We start from the raw sequence: 19,124 nt of genomic DNA, 5'->3' as shown, positions 1-19,124 counted from the left end.
CGGACGGGAGCGTACGCCCGCGCCCACCCACCGGCCGACAATCGTGCACGACTGTTGAGCGTCCGTTACCCCGGTGTAACCCTTGCGTGGGGCACGTCACTTATCCGGCCGGTAGGCGTGCCCGGTGGTGTCGCGAACGTCCGTTTTCCCGAGCTTCCCCGACTTCCTGGCGAACTAACGCCAGAACACCGCGACAGCCGCGTTGACCAGCGTCAACCCGACGATCGCGAGGAAGTGGCCACGGTTCACGCTCTCCCGCTTACGGGAGAAGAAGACCATGACGAAGATGAGCAGCGCGAGCACCAACTTGGTAACAAGTTTCGCCGGGGCCGGCTCGTCCCCGTCGCGCAGCGGAGCGGACAGCCCGATGCCGGTGAGGATCTGGATGATCGCGCCCCAGAGCATGGCCGCGTTGATCCGCAGCCGGCCGGTGACGTACTGGGCGATCGCACCACCGAGCAGCAGCGCGAAGCCGATCAGATGGACGTAGAGAAGAATCAGTCGAAGAGCTTCCACGCGCCCCATCCTCCCTCATCAACGACGCAACGTAGTAGTCACCCCGCCGACCGCCGTCATACCGTGACCCGCCCTCCCCCGCCCCGTCCCCGCCCCTCTCCCCCGCGATCTTGCAGTTACCGCCCCGGCATCCGGGACGAAAGCCGCGTGCCGCGGGCCGGAACCGCAAGATCGACGGGGTGGGGAGGGGAGGGAAGGCGTCGGCTCAGGGCAGGCGCCAGACCTGGAACGTGGGGCCGTCGGCCGGGAGAGTTACCGCGCCCTCGATGTCGGGGTGGAGGGCGGGGGCGTTGCCGTAGACGTTCTCGGCGGCGGGCAGGCCGGTCAGGCGGACCGGGGTGCCCGCGGCGCGTCTCGCCAGCACCAGCACCGTCGACGTGGGCGCCTCGCGCAGGAAGACGAGCGTGTCCGCGTCCGCGTGCACCCACCGCAGGCCGCCGTGCCGCAGCGCCGGCTCGTCGCGGCGCAGCGTCAGCAACGACCGGTACGCGTCGAACGTGCGCCGGTCCCAGCTCTCCGGCCGGTGCCACGGCATCGGGGTACGCGAGCCCTCCCCGTTCGTGCCGGTCAGGCCCAGCTCGTCCCCGGCGAAGACCACAGGCGTGCCGGGCATGGTGGCGAGCAGTCCGGCGGCCACCTCCTGCCGGGCCGCGTCGCCGACCACGGTGCGGATCCGGGCCGAGTCGTGCGAGCCGAGCAACTGCCACGAGTGCGTGTACGACCGCCACGACACCAGTGACCGGTAGGTGTTCATGGTGGCGAGAATCGCCGCGGCGTCGCGCCGCCGTACCCCGCCCGGGGTGCCGAGGAAGTTCGGCACCGGGTCGTCGCCGTGACGCAGCCAGGACCAGACCGGGTCGGTGAAGCCGACGTAGTTCATGGTGCCGTGCCAGCCGTCGCGGTCCAGGTCACCGGTGTGGTCGTGGCCGTGCTCGGCGAGCAGCAGCGCGTCGGGCCGGGTTTCGGCCACCACCTCGCGCAACAGCCGCGCCACCTCGTGGGTGTACGCGTCCGCGCCGCGCCGCCCGGTCATGTTCGCCACGTCGACCCGCCACCCGTCCAGCCCGTACGGCGGGCGCAGCCAGCGGCGCAGCAGCGAGTCCTCGGCGGTGGCGAACCGGCGGCGCAGCTCCGCGCTGCCCCAGTTCAGCTTCGGCAGCGACTTCACCCCGTTCCACGACTCATAGTCCGAGCCGGGCAGGTCGAAGTAGTACAGCTCGCGTTCCGGCGCGTTCACGTCGGAGACGGCGGCGGTGAACCAGTGGTGGGCGTCGCCGGTGTGGTTGCTGGTGATGTCGCCGAGCATCCGCCAGCCCCGGGCGTGCACCGCGTCGGCGAGCCGAGCCAGCGCCGCGTCGCCGCCGAGCAGCGGGTCGACGGTGTCGAAGCTCGACGCGTCGTACCTGTGGTTGGAGCGCGCCGGGAAGACGGGCGTGAGGTAGACGGTGTTGACGCCGAGCCGGTCCAGGTGGTCCAGGTGCTCGGTGACGCCGTCGAGGTCGCCGCCGTAGAACTGGCGGGGCGTCTCCGGGCCGCGGCCGATCACCGGGGTGTCCCAGTCGCACGGGATCGCCCAGTCCGGCGCGGTCCGGCCGTCGGCGGCGGCCGAGCGGGCGAACCGGTCCGGGAAGATCTGGTAGATGACGGCGTCGCGGGCCCAGGCCGGCGGCGGGGCGTAGCCGACCAGCTTGAAGTCGCCGTTGTCCGGCACGTCGTGGCCGGCCAGACCGGCCGCGTTGAGCCAGCGGGTACCGCGCTCGCCGTCGAGCAGGAAACGGTAGTTGCTGACCGGGTTGCGGACCTCGACGTCGGCCCGCCACCACACGTCGCCGCCGTCGGTGCGGTCGATCCGCGCCTCGGCGAAGCGCGGCTCGCCGTCGCCGGTGGTGCGCACGTGCACCTGGGAGACGCCGGATCCGGCCGGCACCCGGACGAAGACCGGCACGGTCTGCCCGAGCGCGGGCTCCTGCTCCGGGACGTAGGTGGCGGAGCCGTCGTGGTGCGGCTGAAGAGACATGGTGCTGCCTTTCGCGTCGTACCGACAGGGAGAGGGGCGGGCACCCGCCGCGGCCGGTTTCACCCGACCGCGGCGGTCCGCCCGGAAACCGCTCCGGTGTACGCCGACACGACGCCCTTGCCGCAGCGTGAGCCGAGGAGGCTCAGCCCTTGACCGCTCCGGAGGTGAGTCCGGAGACGATGTAGCGCTGGAGCAGCTGGAACACCAGCACCGTCGGGATCGCGGTGAGCAGCGTGCCCGCCGCGAACATCCCGAAGTTGTTGTTACGCTCGCCGGCCACCAGGCCGTACATGCCGACCGCGAGGGTCTTCGACTCGGGTTCGGTGAGGAACACGTTGGCGATGATGAACTCGTTGATCGACCCGATGAACGCGAGCAGGCCGGTCACCGCCAGGATCGGCGCCACCAGCGGCAGCATGATCCGGAAGAAGACCTGCACGTGCGACGCGCCGTCCATGGTCGCCGACTCGTCCAGCTCCTTCGGCAGGGTGTCGAAGAAGCCCTTCATCAGCCAGGTGTTCGCGCCGAGCGCGCCACCCATGTAGAGCAGGAACAGGCCCCACGGGGTGTTGAACCCGATCGCCGGGTAGAGGTCGGTGAGCGTGGTGAAGATCAGGAAGATCGCCACGATCGCCAGGAACTGCGGGAACATCTGGATCAGCAACAGCGCGAGCAGGCCGACCCGGCGCCCGGCGAAGCGCATCCGGGAGAACGCGTACGCCGCCAGCGACGACAGGAAGATCGACGCGAAGCTGGCCACGCCCGCGAGCAGCAGCGAGTTGAGGAACCAGTGGCCGAACGCGGTGTTGTCGAACAGGTTCGTGAAGTTCTCCAGCGACGCCCCGGTCGGCAGCAGCTCGGTGGAGGACAGCGTGCCGAGCGGGTTGAACGCCGCCGAGATCACGAACAGGATCGGGAAGAGGCTGAACACCACCGCCAGCACCCCGACCAGGTGCCGCCAGCCCACCTGGGCGAACCAGCGGCCGCGCGATCGGCGGGCCGGCCTGCGGGTGGACGTGGGCGTCTCCGCGATGGTGGTCACGAGTACACCTCCTCCTGCTTGCGGGTCCGCCGGAAGCTGATCGCCGACACCGTCGCCACGATCGCGAAGATGAAGATCGAGACGGTGGCGGCCAGGCCGAACTCGGCGCCCTGCGCGCCGAACGCGAGCCGGTACGTGTAGGTGATCAGCAGGTCGGTGGCGCCGTTGGTCGGGTTGTCCGGCGCGAACGGGCCGCCCTCGGTGGTGAACAGGATCGCGTTGACGTTGTTGAAGTTGAACGCGAACGACGCGATCAGCAGCGGCGACAGCGCCACCAGCAGCAGCGGCAGGGTGACCGCCCGGAACGACTGCCAGGGCGACGCGCCGTCGACCGAGGTCGCCTCGGTCAGCTCCCGCGGGATGGCCTGCAACGCGCCGGTTGCCACCAGGAACATGTACGGATAGCCGAGCCACAACTGCACCAGGACCACCGCGATGCGGGCCGACCAGTTGCCGCCGAACCAGTCGACGTCCAGCCCGAACAGGTTGTTGAGCAGGCCGAAGTCGGTGTTGAACATGTCCCGCCAGATCAGCAGCATGGCGAACGACGGCATGGCGTACGGCAGGATCAGCACCATCCGGTAGAGGTTGGTGCCGCGCATCCGGGGTGAGTGCAGCGCGAGCGCGATGGCCATGCCGAGCAGGAACGTCAGCCCGGTGGATCCGATCGCGAACGCGAAGTTCCAGGCCAGCGTGCCGAAGAACGGGCCGGAGATGTTGCGGTCGGTGAGCACCGTGGCGAAGTTCTTCAGACCGACGCCGACCTTCCAGCCCTGGGCGAGGCGCTCGCCGTCGGCGGCGACGAAGGAGCCGGAGTCCTCGTCGGCGGTCCACGTCTTGCCGGTCTCGCTGTCCTTGACGCAGTCGCACGCGGCGTCGTACGCCCGGATCGCCTTGCCCTCGTACGCGCGGGTCAGGCCGTTGGAGCGGATGGCGCCGTCGTCGGTGGGCACGATGAGCGCGGTGATCGCGTCGCTGCGGCTGCTGGCCTGCCCGATGTTCAGCAGGGTGTAGCCGTCCGCGGCGGTGATCTTGCCGCTGAGACTGCTCACCTCGACGTCGGCGGCGTCGAGCTTGCGCAGCCCGTCCGCGTCCCCGGCGAAGACCTCCTTGCTCTTCGGGTCGCTGAGCAGGAAGGTCAGGGAGCCGGTCGCCGGGTCGCCGGTGGTCGCGATGGTGAGGTTGTACTCGGTCGAGCCGGGCACCTGCTTCACCGAGGCCGTCTGCACGGCGACGATCGCGTCGTCCTTGCTGCCGCGGTGCCCGTCGCCGAAGTTCGTGAACGCGGTGCTCGCGGTGTAGAGCACCGGGAAGACCTGGAAGGCGATCAGGAAGAGCGTGCCGGGGACCAGGTACTTGGCCGGGATGTGCCGGCGGCTCAGGTAGAGGTAGAACAGGCCGGCGGTGGTGACCGCCAGGACGCCCAGCGCGAGCCAGTGTTCGGCCTCGATGAGCGGGAAGGCCGCCCAGATCGCGATCCCGGCCACCAGGCCGAGCAGGACCACCTTGACGACGAGGCCGGTCGCGGTGATCGGCGCGTGTTGCCGCGCGGTACGGGACATGCGCGGGAGCCCACGGCGTACGGGCTCCCGGCCCGGGGCCTGCGGTGCAGACCCCGGGCCGGACACCGGCGCGCTCATTACTTGATCTGACCCTGGATGGTCTTGCCGGCGGCCGTGATCGTCTTGGCCGGGTCGGCGCCGCCGATGATGGCGGCCTCGGCCTTGCCGAACGGGTCCCAGATCGCGGCCATGGCCGGGATCGCCGGGAGCACCTGGCCGTTCTTGCCGGCCTCGGAGAACTTGGCCAGGTCCGCGTCCTCGCCCTTGACCTGGTCGAAGGCGGCGGTCAGCGCCGGCGGGCGCGGCTCGGCCTTGTACAGCGCGACGGCCAGCTCGGGCTTGGTCACGTAGTTGGTGACGAACTCCTGGGCCAGGGCCTTGTTCTTGCCCTTGGCGGCCACGTAGAACGCCTGGACGCCCACGAACGGCTGAGCCTCCTTGCCGCCGGCGAAGCCGGGGACCGGGGAGATGTCGTACGCGATGTTGGCCTTCTTGGCGTCGGCCACGGCCCACGGCCCGGAGACCAGGAACGCGCACTTCTTGCCGGTGAAGGTGGCGATGGAGTTCTCGCCGGTGATGGAGCGCTTCAGCGCACCCTCGCCCTTCTCACCCAGCTTCGCGATCTTCTGGAAGGCCGCGATCGACTCCGGCTTGCCCACGCCCAGGTCCTTCGGGTCGTAGTCGCCGTTCGCAGCGGTGCCGAACAGGTAGCCGCCGCCGGAGGTGTAGAGCGGGTAGATGTGGTAGGCGTCGCCGTTCTGACCGGACTGGAGGCACAGGATCTCGCTGGCCTTCTTCTCGGCCTTGAGCTTCTTGCCGGTGGCGACCAGGTCCTCGATCGTCTTCGGCGCCTCGGGGGCCAGCTCGGTGTTGCGGATCAGCGCGACGTTCTCGGTGGCGTAGGGAACGCCGTAGACCTGGCCGTTGAACGTGACGGCCTTGATGGCGGTCTCGTTGAAGCCGGCCTTCTGCTCGGCCGGGAGCTGCACCGGGTCGATGGCGCCGTTCTGGACCAGGTTGCCGATCCAGTCGTGCGCGCCGACCACGACGTCCGGGCCGCTGCCCTGCTGCGAGGCGGTGACGAAGTTGGTCTGCAGGTCCTTGGAGACGGCCTGGACCTCGACGGTCACGCCGTTCTCCTTGCCGAACTCCTCGGCGAACGGCTTGAGGGCGGCCGTGCGCTTGTCGTCGGCCCAGATGACCAGCTTGCCGCCGGTCGCCTTGGCGGACTCGTCGGCGGCCGGCTTGTCGCTGCCGCTGTCACCACAGCCGGAGGCGGCGAGCGCCAGGCCGAGGACGGCGACCACACCCGCGGTACGGATGCGCATCGGTACTCCTGTCGTCATGGCGGCCCGCCGGGGGAAGGGCGGCCGCCAGTGGAAACTCTGAAATTTCTTGCTGATCGGCGCCGAGACGCTGCGCCGCTGCTCTCGCATGTTGCGGGGACGTTAGCAAGAGGTTGCAGAGAATGGAAGGGCTTGCAAAAGTGTACGCAAGACTTTGCCGTTCGGCTAAAGTGCCGCACATGCGCGCTCGACTGTCCGACATCGCCCAACAGGCTGAAGTCAGCGAGGCCACGGTGTCGCGGGTGCTCAACGACCGCCCCGGCGTGGCCCCCGAAACCCGCCAGGCGGTCCTCACCGCCCTCGATGTGCTCGGCTACGAGCGCCCCGCCCGGCTGCGCAAGCGAAGCGCCGGACTGGTCGGCCTGGTCGTGCCGGAGCTGGACAACCCGATCTTCCCGGCGTTCGCCCAGATCATCGAGTCCGCGCTCGCCCCCACCGGCTACACGCCGGTGCTCTGCACGCAGACCCCGGGCGGCGTACGCGAGGACGAGTACGTGGAGATGCTGCTGGACCGTCAGGTCTCCGGCATCGTCTTCGTCTCCGGCCTGCACGCCGACACCGCCGCGGACCACGACCGCTACCGCACGCTGCTGGCCCGGCCGCTGCCGATCGTCATGATCAACGGGTACGCGCCCGGCATCCCCGCGCCGTTCGTCTCCTGCGACGACCGGGAGTCGGCCGAACTCGCGGTCGCCCACCTGGTCGCGCTCGGGCACCGGCGGATCGGCCTGATCACCGGCCCGGACCGGTTCGTGCCGGTGCAGCGCAAGGTCGCCGGCTACAAGGCAGCGATGGGGCGCCTCACCGACATCGCCGAGGACGAGCTGACCGAGCTGACCGAACTCTCCCTGTTCGGCGTCGAGGGCGGCGAGGCCGCCGCCGGCCGGCTCATCGAGCGCGGCGTGACCGGGCTGGTCTGCGGCTCCGACCTGATGGCGCTCGGCGCGATCCGGGCCGCCCGGCAGCGCGGGCTGTCGGTCCCCGGCGACATCTCCGTGGTCGGGTACGACGACTCCCCGCTCATGGCGTTCACCGACCCGCCGCTGACCACGGTGCGCCAGCCGGTCGCCGCCATGGCCGTGGCCGCGGTGCGGGCCCTGGTCGACGAGATCAACGGCCACCCGTCCCCGAACTCCGAGTACCTGTTCCGCCCCGAGCTGGTGGTACGCGGCTCGACAGCGGTGACGCGCCCCGTCGATCCCCCGAAGCGCCAGCGCCCCGCCACGCCTTCCTCCCCCACCCCGTCCCTCCCCATCCCCGCCTGACCGCTCGCCGCGCCCACCCTCGACGCGTCGATCATGAAGTTGACGGCGACAAATCGGACGGTGCAGGCCGCCAACCTCATGATCGCGCCAGCCTCCCCGACCGTCCCCACTCCGCGCGCACCCCTCCAGCCCCTCCTCGGTTGATCAAGGAGTTTGGGTCCGAGTCGATCTCCAGCGGGCACACCAACTCCTTGATCAACGCTCGCGGGCGAGTCGGCCGAGGCAGAGGCGGGCAGGGGCGGGCAGGGGCGGGCAGGGGCACCGACGCGCGGCGGGACAGGGGCGGGCGTCCCGGGATTCGGGAGAGGGTTTCGGGGCGAGGGCGGGTGATGGCTGTCATTTCTTGCGCAAGGAATGCTTGACTCTTGCAGTGCAATGGCGGCATTCTGCTCAGACACCCTGCGCCGCACCAGAAGCCGCCACAGAACGGGATCGACAGCGATGACCTCCGCCCCCAGCACCACCCCACGCACCGCCGACGACGACTGGTGGCGGTCCGCTGTCGTCTACCAGGTGTACGTCCGCAGCTTCGCCGACGCGAACTCCGACGGTGTGGGTGACCTCCAGGGCATCCGGCAGCGTCTGCCGTACCTGCGCGACCTCGGCGTGGACGCGCTCTGGCTGACGCCGTTCTACACCTCGCCGCAGGTCGACGCCGGCTACGACGTGGCCGACTACCGCGACGTCGACCCGCTGTTCGGCAACCTGACCGACTTCGACGAGATGATCACCGACGCGCACGCGCTCGGCCTGCGGATCATCGTGGACATGGTGCCGAACCACACCTCCAGCGCGCACCCGTGGTTCGCCGCCGCGCTCGCCGCCGGACCGGGCTCACCGGAGCGCGAGCGCTACCTGTTCGCCGACGGCAAGGGCGAGCAGGGTGAGCTGCCGCCGAACGACTGGGAGAGCATCTTCGGCGGCCCGGCGTGGACGCGCGTGGTCGACGGCCAGTGGTACCTGCACCTGTTCGACCCGGCCCAGCCCGACCTGAACTGGCGCCATCCGGAGGTGCGGGCCGAGTTCGAGGACGTGCTGCGCTTCTGGCTGGACCGGGGCGTGGACGGCTTCCGGATCGATGTGGCGCACGGGATGATCAAGGCGGAGGGCCTGCCGGACGTCGGCTTCAACTCGATGACCACCGGCCAGCGCCAGTCCGAGCTGCTGGGCAAGGGCCGGCTGCCGTACTTCGACCAGGACGAGGTGCACGACATCTACCGCGCCTGGCGGCCGATCCTGGACAGCTACCCGGGCGGCCGGATGGCGGTCGCCGAGGCGTGGGCCGAGACGCCGCAGCGGCTGGCCCGCTACATCGGCCCGGACGAACTGCACCAGGCGTTCAGCTTCGACTTCCTCGACGCCACCTGGTCGGCCGACTCGTTCCGCAAGGTGATCGACACGGCGCTGGCCGAGTCCACGATCGTGGGCGCGCCGACCACCTGGGTGCTCTCCAACCACGACCGGCAGCGGCACGTCACCCGGTACGGCGACGGCGAGGTCGGCCTGCGCCGCGCCCGCGCCGCCGCGCTGCTGATGTTCGCGCTGCCCGGCTGCGCGTACGTCTACCAGGGCGAGGAACTGGGCCTGCCGGAGGTGCTGGACCTCCCCGACGAGCTGCGCCAGGATCCGGCGTTCCGGCGTACCGGGGAGAGCCGGGACGGCTGCCGCGTGCCGATCCCGTGGGGCGGCGAGCTGCCCCCGTACGGCTTCGGGCCGGACGGCAGCGAACTGAGCTGGCTGCCGGCGCCGGCGACCTGGCGGTCGCTGTCGGTGGCCGCCCAGACCGGGCTGCCCGGCTCGACGCTGGAGCTGTACCGGACCGCGCTGCGCATCCGGCACGAGCACCCGGCGCTGGCCGGCCTGGACGGCATCACCTGGCTGGAGACCGAGCCCGGTGTCCTGGCGTTCCGCCGCGCCGCCGGGGACGCCGAGGTGACCTGCGTGGTGAACATCAGCGGCGCCGACGTGACGGTGAGCGGCCACGGCCGCCCGCTCGTCGCCAGCGCCGACCTCACCGAGCGGGGCGACGGGTACGTCCTGCCGGTGGACGCGGCTGCGTGGTTCGAACGGCGCTGAGCCGGGTAACCCGCCAACGACCTGGCCGTCCGTTGTGCCCCGCGCCGACGGGCGGCTGGGCTGCCGACCCCTTGTGGTGGGGGGTGAGGTGGTCCCGGCCCCTCGGGAGTGCGCTCCCGGGGGGCCGGCGTCCATCGGGACCGAGCGTTCTCAGCCGCCCTTGGCGGTGAGCAGCGCGGCGATCCGGGCGAATCCGGCCCGGATCTCCTCCCGGTCGGGCGCCTTCGCCGGCTCGGGCTCCGGCTCGCGCTCGGCGGCCAGTTCCAGCTCCTCGTCGATGACGTCCTCGAAGTCGCCGTAGAGATCCGCCTGGTCGACCTGGGCCGCCTCGTCCTCGGCGGCGATCTGCGCGGCCGCGATCTCGCCGCGGATCTCCTCCGGCGTGAGCGCCGGCAGCAGCGGCTCCACCACCGCCATCAGCTGCTCGTCTGCCACCACCGCCTCGGCCAGCGCCAGCGCGTGCGGTCGCTCGTACGGGCCGCAGACCACCGGCTCCCAGTCGTCCTCGGCGCCGAGCGGGCCGAACGTGATGATCCACGGCAGGCCCCGGATCGGGGAGTCGTCCGGCAGGTCCAGTGTCACGAGTGCGCCCACCGGCCCATCATGGTCGTCGCGCGTCGGCTCGGGGAGCGCAAACATCGGACTCTCCCCGCTTCGGGGACCGCACTCAGCCACGCGTACCGGCGTCCAGCGCCGCACGGACCAGGGCGACCGCCCGCTCCGGCGCGACGCCCAGGCGACGCGCCTCGGCGGCGTACTCGGCGGCGGCCCGGTGCAGCCGGTCGGTGGCGTCGTCCCGGCCGGGGGCGACCACGGTGCCGTGCCGGCCGCGCGTCTCCACCAGCCCGGCGCCCTCCAGCTCCCGGTACGCCCGCGCCACGGTGTTCACCGCCAGGCCCAGGTCGGCGGCGAGCTGCCGCACCGCCGGCAGCCGGGTGCCCACCGGCAGCCGCCCGTCGCCGATGCGCGCGGCGAACTGCGCCCGCACCTGCTCGTACGGCGGCACCGCCGACTCGGCGTCGATCCGGATGCGCGCGCTCATCCCGCTCCCCCCGGTGTGCCCGGTTCGGTCTCCTCGTCGAGCACGTCCGCCTCCACGTCCACCTCCCGGGCGCCGCCCTCGGCCAGGTCCACCACCCGGCCGTACCGGCTGGTGGCGGCCAGCGCGGCGCCGAAGAGCACCAGCTGGTTGAGCAGGTAGAGGTAGAGCAGCAGGCCCACGGCGGTGGCGACCACGGTGTACGCGGGGTTCCGCTCGGTGCGTACCACGTAGTAGCGCCCCACGGTGTTGAGCAGGGTGATCCCGACGGCGATGGTCAGCACCGCCGGGCGCAGCCGGCGCCGGCTCATCCGCAGCCGGGGCACTGCGAGCAGCAGCGCGGCGGCGAGCACGGCGTTGACGAGCACGCTCAGCACCGCGCTGACGGTGGTCAGGCCCACCGAGCCGGTGCTGCGCAGCAGGAAGCGCAGCAGCGACTCCAGCGCGTCCACGGCGGCCACCGAGACGAACAGCAGCACGAAGACCGCGACCAGCACGCCCAGGTCCACCAGGCGCCGCACCACCAGGTTGCCGGGCTGCTGGTTGAAGCCGTACATCAGCCGCTGCGAGGAGCGGATCGCCTCCACCCAGCCGATGCCGGTGAAGACCAGGATGACCAGGCCGACCACGCCGACGGTGCCGCTGCTCTCGGCGATCTGCGCCGGGTCGAGGAAGGGCAGGTTCTCCTCCAGGAAGTGGGCCGCGCCGCGGCTGACCTCCTCGTTGTCCCGGAGCACCGCGCCGAAGATCCAGTACGCGACGAGCGCGAGCGCGAACACGGCGAAGAAGCCGTAGTACGCGATGGCGGCGGCGAGCCGCCCGGCGAGCAGGTCGGCGTAGAGCGTCCCGGCCCGCCAGACGTGGTCGAAGACCGACGAGCGGCTCCGGGCCGCGTCGATGCGGCGCCCCGCCGCCGCCTCGATCCGGCCGAAGACGTTCACCCCGTCATCCTCGCCGATCTCCGCCCGTGGCGGAGGGGCCCCGGCCGGTCGGATGTTCAGCTCCGGCCGCCGAGCCGGAAGTCGCGGCGGGGCTGCCACCGGGTCGCCCCGCTGTGCGAGAACAGCGTGAACGCGTCCACCTGGAACAACGCGGAGAAGTCGGCCAGATCCTCGTACGCCTTGTCGAGCACCTCGGGCGGCACGTCCTGCGCCACCGTGACGTGCGGGTGGTACGGGAAGCGCAGCTCGCGGCGCAGCTCGGGAGCCGAGTTGATCGCGGCGGCCAGCAGTTCGCACTCGCTGATCCCGGCCGCCACCGCCACGAAGACCACCTGGGTGACCGGACGGAACGTGCCGGTGCCACGCAGGTGCAGCGTGAACGGCAGGTGCGTGGCGGCGACCCGGCCCAGGTGGTCCTCGACGGCGGGCAGCGCGCGTACCGGGATCTCGGTGGGCCCGAGGAGGGTGACGTGTGCGGGGACGGCGAGCGGGTCGCCGGCCTCGACCCGGCGGCGGGTGAGCATCCCGCCCCAGGGCTCGGGGACGTCGACCGCGATCCCGATCTGGATCGTGTCCGCGCCGCCCGGCGCCGTGTCACTGCCCGCCACGTCGCGCGCCACCCCTCCGGCCACCGGCTGCGTCACCCGTTCCCGCCCGTCCGGGCCGTTACTCGAACCGCACGGGCGGGAAGAAGCCGACCCGCTCGTACGCGTCCCGCAGCGTCCCGGCAGCCACCGCCCGGGCCTTCTCCGCGCCCCGCGCCAGCAGCTTGTCGAGCTGGGCCGGGTCGTTCAGGTAGGCGTTCGTGCGTTCCTGGATCGGCGTGACGAACTCCCGCACCACCTCGGCGAGGTCCTTCTTCAGGTCGCCGTAGCCCTTGCCGTCGTACGCGGCGACCAGGTCGTCGATGCTCCGGCCGGAGAGCGCGGAGTAGATCGTGAGCAGGTTGGTGATGCCCGGCTTGCCCTCGGCGTCGAAGACGATCTCGCGGCCGGTGTCGGTGACCGCCGAGCGGATCTTCTTGGCCGAGCGGGCCGGGTCCTCCAGCAGGTCGATGATGCCGGCCGGGGAGGACGACGACTTCGACATCTTGGCCGTCGGATCCTGCAGGTCGGTGATCTTCGCGGTGTCCTTCACGATGTGCGGGGAGGGCACGGTGAAGGTGCGGCCGAACAGCGAGTTGAACCGCTGCGCCAGGTCGCGGGAGAGTTCCAGGTGCTGTCGCTGGTCCTCGCCGACCGGCACCGCGTTCGCCTGGTAGAGCAGGATGTCCGCGGCCTGGAGGATCGGGTACGTGAACAGGCCGACGCTGGCCCGCTCGCTGCCCTGCTTCTGCGACTTGTCCTTGAACTGGGTCATCCGGCCGGCCTCGCCGAAGCCGGTGATGCAGCCGAGCACCCAGGCCAGTTGCGAGTGCTCGGGCACCTGCGACTGCACGAACAGCGTGCTGCGCTCCGGGTCCAGGCCGAGCGCGAACAACTGCGCGGCGGCGACCCGGCTGCGGCGCTTGAGCACCTTCGGGTCGTGCCCGGCGGTGATCGCGTGCAGGTCGACGACGCAGTAGTAGGCGTCGTGGCTGTCCTGCAACGCCACCCAGTGCCGCAGCGCGCCCAGGTAGTTGCCGAGGTGGAACGAGTCGGCCGTCGGCTGGATGCCGGAGAAGACGCGCGGGCGGGCGGGTACGTCGGACATGGCGGCAATTCTGTCAGCAAGCCCCGGCGTCCGTCATGACGGGCCGGTGGATCGGGCGGGTACGGGCGGAAGCGGACCGTTCACCTCACGCCGGGGCTCGGGCAGCCGTGCGGCGGAGACCGCCAGGCGGGACACCCGCCGGCCGTCGAGTGTGAGCACCCGCAGCAACCAGCCGGCCGGATCGGCGGGAACCGATCCGGTGGCCGGGTCGGCAGCAACCGGCACCTCGTCCCCGGCCACCGGCAACCGGCCCAGGGCGGCCATCACGAACCCGCCTACCGTCTCGTACGGCCCGGCGGGCAGCGGCACCCCGGTGCGCTCGGCGAAGTCGGTCAGGTTGAGCCGGCCGTCGACGACGGCGGGCAGGCCGGCGGGTTCCGGTTCGGGCGGGCCGTGCTCGTCGTCCCGGATCTCCCCGACCAGTTCCTCGACCAGATCCTCGCAGGTGACGATGCCGGCGGTGCCGCCGTACTCGTCGACGACGACGGCCAGGTGGTGGCCCTCCCGGCGCATCTCGGTGAGGGCCGCCAGCACGCGCTTGCTGTCCGGCAGGCGCTTCACCTCCCGGATCAGGTCGCCGACCAGCAGCGGCCGGTCCGCCTCCGGGCGCAGCAGCACGTCCCGCAGGTGCACGAGGCCGACCACGTCGTCGTGGGTGCCGTCGACCACCGGGTAGCGGGTGTGCGGGTCGGCCCGGACCAGCCGCTGGGCCTGCGCCAGCGGGAGCGCCGCGCTGAGGAAGACCACCTCGGTGCGGGGCACCATCACCTCGCGGACGAGCCGGGCGCCGGCGACCAGCACCTCGTCGATGATCCGCCGTTCGTCCGGGTCGAGCAGCGTGTTCGCCGCGACCAGGTCACGCAGCTCGGCCTCGCTGATCCGTTCCCGGCCGGCGGTGGGGCTGGCCCCGAGCAGGGCGGTGACCAGGCGGGTGGCGCCGTCGGCGCCGCGCACCACGAGACGGGCCACGGTGCGGGCCAGCGGGCCGGGTTCGCGTCGGGGCCGCCCCGACGGTTTCCGCCGGGGCCCGGGACCACCACCCTCCCGCATGAGAAGGATGGTAGACAGCGGCCACCGCACGCCCGGTCCAATGTTCGGATCTGTTCAATCGTGAAGGATTATGATGGAATAGAGGCGGATTCAACTCGACAGCCGCAACACCGCCCCCGGCCGTAGGGTGATCACGGGACGGCCGCCGCGGGACGCGGCCCAGGCAGGAGGACCGACGTGAAACTGCTCGTCACCGGCGGCGCCGGCTACATCGGCAGCGTGGTGACCCGGATGCTGCTCGACCACGGCCACCAGGTGACCGTGCTGGACGACCTGCGCACCGGTCACCGGGAAGCCCTCGCCCCCGAGGCCACCCACGTCGAGCTGCCGGTGCACGAGGCCGCCCGGGTGCTCACCCCCGACGCCGGCTTCGACGGCGTGCTGCACTTCGCCGCCCTGATCGCCGCCGGCGAGTCGATGACCCGCCCCGAGCTGTACTGGCACACCAACACGGTCGGCTCCATCGCGCTCATCGACGCGGTCCGCGCCGCCCGGGTGCCCCGGATGGTCTTCTCCTCCACCGCCGCCGTCTACGGCAACCCCACCGAGCTGCCCATCCCGGAGACCGCCGTCAAGGCCCCCACCAGCACCTACGGCGCCACCAAGCTGGCCGTCGACATGGCGCTCACCTCCGAGGCGATCGCGCACGACCTGGCCGCCGTCTCGCTGCGCTACTTCAACGTCGCCGGGGCGTACCTGCGCGACGGGCTGGCCATCGGCGAGCGGCACGACCCGGAGACCCACCTCATCCCGATCGCGCTCGACGTGGCCGCCGGGCGGCGGGAGAAGCTCCAGCTCTTCGGCGACGACTACCCCACTGTCGACGGCACCTGCGTACGCGACTACATCCACGTCGAGGACCTGGCCCGCGCCCACCTGCTCGCGCTGGACGCGGCCACCCCGGGCCGGCACCGGATCTACAACCTGGGCAACGGCAACGGCTTCACCAACCGGCAGGTGGTCGACGTGGTCCGCGAGGTCACCGGGCACCCGGTGCCGGTCGAGGTGGCCGCCCGCCGCGAGGGCGACCCGGCCGAGCTGGTCGCGTCGTCCGCGCTGGCCCGCGACGAGCTGGGCTGGACGCCGGCCAAGCCGACCCTGCACGACATGGTCGGCGACGCCTGGGCGTTCTACCGCGAGCACGTCGCGGGACAGCCCTCATGAACGTCGCCGACCGCGCCACGGCCGGCTTCCGGCAGCGGTACGGCACCGAGCCGGCGGGCCGCTGGGCGACTCCCGGGCGGGTCAACCTGATCGGCGAGCACACCGACTACAACGACGGCTTCGTGCTGCCCTTCGCGCTGCCGCTGCGTACCGTGGTCGCCGCCGCGCCCGCCCCCGACGGACGCTGGACCGTCTGGTCGGAGCTGGACGACGAACCGGTCGAGTTCGGCGCGGCGGAGGCCGACGAGCCCGGCCGGGTCGACGGCTGGGCCGCCTACGTGGCCGGGGTGGTGTGGGCGCTGCGCGCCGACGGCCACGACGTCCCGGGCGCGCGGCTCGCCGTCGCCTCCGACGTGCCGGTCGGCTCCGGGCTCTCCTCGTCCGCGGCGATCGAGTCGGCGGTGCTGGCCGCCCTGGTCGACCTCGGCGGTCTCGACCTGCCCGCCGGGCGGTGGCCGCGGCTCGCCCAGCGGGCCGAGAACGACTATGTCGGCGCGCCCACCGGGATCATGGACCAGTCCGCGGTGATCCGCGGCCGGGCCGGGCACGCCCTGTTCCTCGACTGCCGCACCGAGGAGATCGAGCAGATCCCGTTCGACCTGGACGGCGCCGGGCTGGCCGTGCTGGTGATCGACAGCCGGGCGCCGCACCGGCACGCGGACGGCGAGTACGCGGCCCGCCGCAAGAGCTGTGAGCGGGCCGCCGCGACGCTCGGGGTGAGCGCGCTGCGCGACGTGACGGTGGCCGACCTCGACGGCGCGCTGGCCCGCCTCGACGACGACGAGACCCGCCGCCGGGTGCGGCACGTGGTGACCGAGAACCAGCGGGTCCTCGACACCGTCGCATTGCTGCGCGCCGGCCGGGTCCGCGACACCGGTCCACTGCTGACCGCCTCGCACGCCTCCATGCGCGACGACTTCGAGATCACCGTGCCGGAGATCGACACCGCGGTCGAGGCGGCGCTGTCCGCCGGGGCGTACGGCGCGCGGATGACCGGCGGCGGTTTCGGCGGCTGTGTGCTCGCCCTGGTCGACGCCGGCGCCGCCGACGCGGTGGCCGCCGCCGTCACCGACGCGTACGCCCGGGACGGCTTCACCGCCCCCGGCACGCTCACCGTCCTGCCGGCCGGCGGCGTCACCCGCCTGGACTGAACGCGAAAGGCCCCCGGCGTCGCGCCGGGGGCCTTCTCGTCACGTGCGTCAGCCGGCCTCGACGATCATGCCGGCGCCGACGGTACGGTTCGTCGACTCGTCGATGATCACGAAGCCGCCGGTGGTGCGGTTACGGCGGTACTCGTCGGCGAGCAGCGGAACCGTGGTCCGCAGCCGGACCCGGCCGATCTCGTTGAGCTTCAGCTCACCGGCCGTCTCGTCGCGGTGCAGCGAGTTGATGTCCAGCCGGTAGTGCAGCCCGCGCACGATCGCCCGCGCCGAGCGGGTCGTGTGCTTGATCGCGTACCTGCCGCCGACCTGCAACGGCCGGGTCTCGTCCATCCAGCAGACCATCGCCTCGATGTCCTGCACGGCCATCGGGGCGTTGTTCGGCCGGCAGATCATGTCGCCGCGGGAGATGTCCAGCTCGTCGGTCAGCCGGACCGTCACCGACATCGGCGGGAACGCCTCGTCCACCGGGCCGTCGGCGGTCTCCACCGCCGCGATCCGGCTGGTGAAGCCCGACGGCAGCACCATCACCTCGTCGCCCGGCTTGAGCACGCCCGAGGCCACCTGACCCGCGTAACCCCGGTAGTCGGTGACGGTGGTGGACTGCGGCCGGATCACGTACTGCACCGGGAACCGCACGTCGACCAGGTTGCGGTCCGAGGCGATGTGCACCCGCTCCAGGTGGTGCAGCAGCGACGGACCCTCATACCACGGCATGTTCTCCGAGCGGGTGACGATGTTGTCGCCCTGCAGCGCGGAGACCGGCACCACCGTCAGGTCCGGCACGTCGAGCTTCGCGGCGAACGCGGTGAACTCGTCCGCGATCCGCTCGTAGACCTCCTGCGACCAGTCCACCAGGTCCATCTTGTTCACACACAGGACCAGGTGCGGCACCCGCAGCAGCGAGCAGAGGAACGCGTGCCGGCGGGACTGCTCCACCAGGCCCTTGCGCGCGTCCACCAGGATCAGCGCCAGGTCGGCGGTGGAGGCGCCGGTGACCATGTTCCGGGTGTACTGGGTGTGCCCCGGGGTGTCGGCGATGATGAACTTCCGCCGCGGCGTGGCGAAGTAGCGGTACGCCACGTCGATGGTGATGCCCTGCTCCCGCTCGGCGCGCAGGCCGTCGGTGAGCAGCGCCAGGTTGGTGTACTCGTCGCCCCGGGCGGCGCTGACCGCCTCGACGGCGGCGAGCTGGTCGCTGAACAGCGACTTGGTGTCGTAGAGCAGACGGCCGATCAGCGTCGACTTGCCGTCGTCGACGCTGCCCGCGGTGGCGAACCGCAGCAGGTCCATCGGCCGGGCGGTCTCACTCTCGGCCGGGGCCAGGGTCTCGACGCTCATCAGAAGTAGCCCTCTCGCTTGCGGTCCTCCATGGCGGCCTCGCTGACCCGGTCGTCACCGCGGGTCGCGCCGCGCTCGGTGATCCGCGTGGCGGCCACCTCCTCGATCACCTTCTCCACCGTGTCGGCGTCCGAGCTGACCGCCGCGGTGCAGGAGGCGTCACCCACGGTCCGATACCGCACCTGGGCCTTGAACGGCTGCTCACCGGCGCGGGCCCGGAAGAACTCGTTGACCGCGTAGAGCATGCCGTCGCGCTCGACCACCTCGCGCTCGTGCGCGTAGTAGATCGACGGCAGCGGGATCCGCTCCCGCGCGATGTAGTGCCAGACGTCCAGCTCGGTCCAGTTCGACAGCGGGAACACCCGGATCGACTCGCCCGGGTGGTGCCGGCCGTTGTAGAGCGCCCACAGCTCCGGACGCTGGTTCTTCGGATCCCACTGGCCGAACTCGTCGCGGAAGCTGAACACCCGCTCCTTGGCCCGCGCCTTCTCCTCGTCGCGGCGGGCGCCGCCGAACAGCGCGTCGAAGCGGTGCTTCTCCACCGCCTCCAGCAGCACCGGCGTCTGGATCCGGTTGCGCATGCCGTCGGCGGACTCACGGACCAGGCCCTTGTTCAGCGCCTCCGGCACGCTCGCCACGATGAGCTGAAGGCCCAGCTCGGCCACCCGCCGGTCGCGGTAGTCGAGCACCTCGGGGAAGTTGTGCCCGGTGTCCACGTGCATCACCGGGAAGGGGATGTTGGCCGGCGCGAACGCCTTCTGAGCCAACCGGAGCATCACGATCGAGTCCTTGCCGCCGGAGAACAGCAGCACCGGCCGTTCCATCTCGGCGACGACCTCGCGCATCACGAAGATGCTCTCCGCCTCGAGCGCGTCGAGGTGCGACACCTGGTACGCGGCGGGGGACGTCATGA

At 71.7% G+C, this 19,124-nt stretch carries 17 protein-coding genes; 4 read left to right on the top strand and 13 right to left on the bottom strand.

The features are described from left to right. Nucleotides 1-174 precede the first annotated feature (174 nt). The 5 genes from GA0070562_RS04730 to GA0070562_RS04710 form a co-directional block, all read right to left on the bottom strand. Nucleotides 175-516, bottom strand: a complete 342-nt coding sequence (locus tag GA0070562_RS04730) for a hypothetical protein (RefSeq protein WP_091415352.1) — start codon at nucleotides 514-516, stop codon at nucleotides 175-177. Nucleotides 517-721: 205 nt separating this feature from the next. Further along, nucleotides 722-2,533 (bottom strand): glycoside hydrolase family 13 protein, encoded by a 1,812-nt coding sequence (locus GA0070562_RS04725; protein ID WP_091415349.1) that lies wholly within the window; start codon nucleotides 2,531-2,533, stop codon nucleotides 722-724. Between the two features lie 142 nt (nucleotides 2,534-2,675). After that, a complete protein-coding gene (locus GA0070562_RS04720; RefSeq protein WP_091415346.1) occupies nucleotides 2,676-3,575 on the bottom strand; it encodes a sugar ABC transporter permease in 900 nt (299 codons plus the stop codon). Next, complete coding sequence (locus GA0070562_RS04715; protein ID WP_091415342.1) at nucleotides 3,572-5,215, bottom strand: ABC transporter permease subunit; 1,644 nt, start codon at nucleotides 5,213-5,215, stop codon at nucleotides 3,572-3,574. Before GA0070562_RS04715 ends, GA0070562_RS04720 begins: the two co-directional genes overlap by 4 nt. Continuing rightward, nucleotides 5,215-6,465, bottom strand: coding sequence for a sugar ABC transporter substrate-binding protein (locus tag GA0070562_RS04710; protein ID WP_091415339.1), 1,251 nt, complete (start codon nucleotides 6,463-6,465; stop codon nucleotides 5,215-5,217). The genes GA0070562_RS04715 and GA0070562_RS04710 overlap by 1 nt, the downstream gene beginning before the upstream one ends. A 197-nt stretch (nucleotides 6,466-6,662) precedes the next feature. Here GA0070562_RS04710 and GA0070562_RS04705 point away from each other — a divergent pair, with 197 nt between their 5' ends. Both GA0070562_RS04705 and GA0070562_RS04700 read left to right on the top strand, forming a co-directional pair. Further along, complete coding sequence (locus GA0070562_RS04705) at nucleotides 6,663-7,748, top strand: LacI family DNA-binding transcriptional regulator (RefSeq protein ID WP_091415336.1); 1,086 nt, start codon at nucleotides 6,663-6,665, stop codon at nucleotides 7,746-7,748. Nucleotides 7,749-8,189: 441 nt separating this feature from the next. Further along, entirely contained in the window at nucleotides 8,190-9,824 is a 1,635-nt protein-coding gene (locus GA0070562_RS04700) for a glycoside hydrolase family 13 protein (protein WP_091415332.1), read from the top strand. Between the two features lie 150 nt (nucleotides 9,825-9,974). On the opposite strand, the gene GA0070562_RS04695 is transcribed toward GA0070562_RS04700, so the two are convergent. The 6 genes from GA0070562_RS04695 to GA0070562_RS04670 form a co-directional block, all read right to left on the bottom strand. After that, on the bottom strand, nucleotides 9,975-10,418 hold the full coding sequence (locus GA0070562_RS04695; RefSeq protein WP_175438614.1) for a hypothetical protein: 444 nt from the start codon (nucleotides 10,416-10,418) through the stop codon (nucleotides 9,975-9,977). A 73-nt stretch (nucleotides 10,419-10,491) separates the two neighbouring features. Beyond that, the gene (locus GA0070562_RS04690) at nucleotides 10,492-10,866 is read right to left on the bottom strand and encodes a GntR family transcriptional regulator (protein WP_013283968.1); all 375 of its coding nucleotides are present in this window, start codon (nucleotides 10,864-10,866) and stop codon (nucleotides 10,492-10,494) included. Then, complete coding sequence (locus GA0070562_RS04685) at nucleotides 10,863-11,804, bottom strand: YhjD/YihY/BrkB family envelope integrity protein (protein WP_091415325.1); 942 nt, start codon at nucleotides 11,802-11,804, stop codon at nucleotides 10,863-10,865. Before GA0070562_RS04685 ends, GA0070562_RS04690 begins: the two co-directional genes overlap by 4 nt. Before the next feature lie 56 nt (nucleotides 11,805-11,860). Further along, on the bottom strand, nucleotides 11,861-12,448 hold the full coding sequence (locus tag GA0070562_RS04680) for a 2'-5' RNA ligase family protein (protein ID WP_091415321.1): 588 nt from the start codon (nucleotides 12,446-12,448) through the stop codon (nucleotides 11,861-11,863). Nucleotides 12,449-12,470: 22 nt separating this feature from the next. Continuing rightward, nucleotides 12,471-13,496, bottom strand: coding sequence for a tryptophan--tRNA ligase (gene trpS / locus GA0070562_RS04675; RefSeq protein WP_091415318.1), 1,026 nt, complete (start codon nucleotides 13,494-13,496; stop codon nucleotides 12,471-12,473). A gap of 33 nt (nucleotides 13,497-13,529) precedes the next feature. Next, nucleotides 13,530-14,546 (bottom strand): hemolysin family protein, encoded by a 1,017-nt coding sequence (locus GA0070562_RS04670; protein WP_175438613.1) that lies wholly within the window; start codon nucleotides 14,544-14,546, stop codon nucleotides 13,530-13,532. 177 nt (nucleotides 14,547-14,723) lie between these two features. Here GA0070562_RS04670 and galE point away from each other — a divergent pair, with 177 nt between their 5' ends. Together galE and galK are read left to right on the top strand one after the other, a co-directional pair. Continuing rightward, a complete protein-coding gene (galE, locus tag GA0070562_RS04665; protein WP_091415312.1) occupies nucleotides 14,724-15,710 on the top strand; it encodes a UDP-glucose 4-epimerase GalE in 987 nt (328 codons plus the stop codon). Beyond that, nucleotides 15,707-16,861 (top strand): galactokinase, encoded by a 1,155-nt coding sequence (gene galK, locus GA0070562_RS04660; RefSeq protein WP_091415308.1) that lies wholly within the window; start codon nucleotides 15,707-15,709, stop codon nucleotides 16,859-16,861. The genes galE and galK overlap by 4 nt, the downstream gene beginning before the upstream one ends. A gap of 48 nt (nucleotides 16,862-16,909) precedes the next feature. Here galK and GA0070562_RS04655 read toward each other — a convergent pair whose 3' ends face one another. Further along, the gene (locus GA0070562_RS04655; RefSeq protein ID WP_091415305.1) at nucleotides 16,910-18,211 is read right to left on the bottom strand and encodes a sulfate adenylyltransferase subunit 1; all 1,302 of its coding nucleotides are present in this window, start codon (nucleotides 18,209-18,211) and stop codon (nucleotides 16,910-16,912) included. Beyond that, on the bottom strand, nucleotides 18,211-19,122 hold the full coding sequence (gene cysD / locus GA0070562_RS04650) for a sulfate adenylyltransferase subunit CysD (RefSeq protein WP_091415302.1): 912 nt from the start codon (nucleotides 19,120-19,122) through the stop codon (nucleotides 18,211-18,213). Before cysD ends, GA0070562_RS04655 begins: the two co-directional genes overlap by 1 nt. Nucleotides 19,123-19,124 lie beyond the last annotated feature (2 nt).

The organism is Micromonospora tulbaghiae, from assembly GCF_900091605.1.
Lineage (GTDB): Bacteria > Actinomycetota > Actinomycetes > Mycobacteriales > Micromonosporaceae > Micromonospora > Micromonospora tulbaghiae.
Note: the sequence above shows the minus strand (reverse complement) of the source record. Positions and strands in the feature narration are given on the sequence as shown.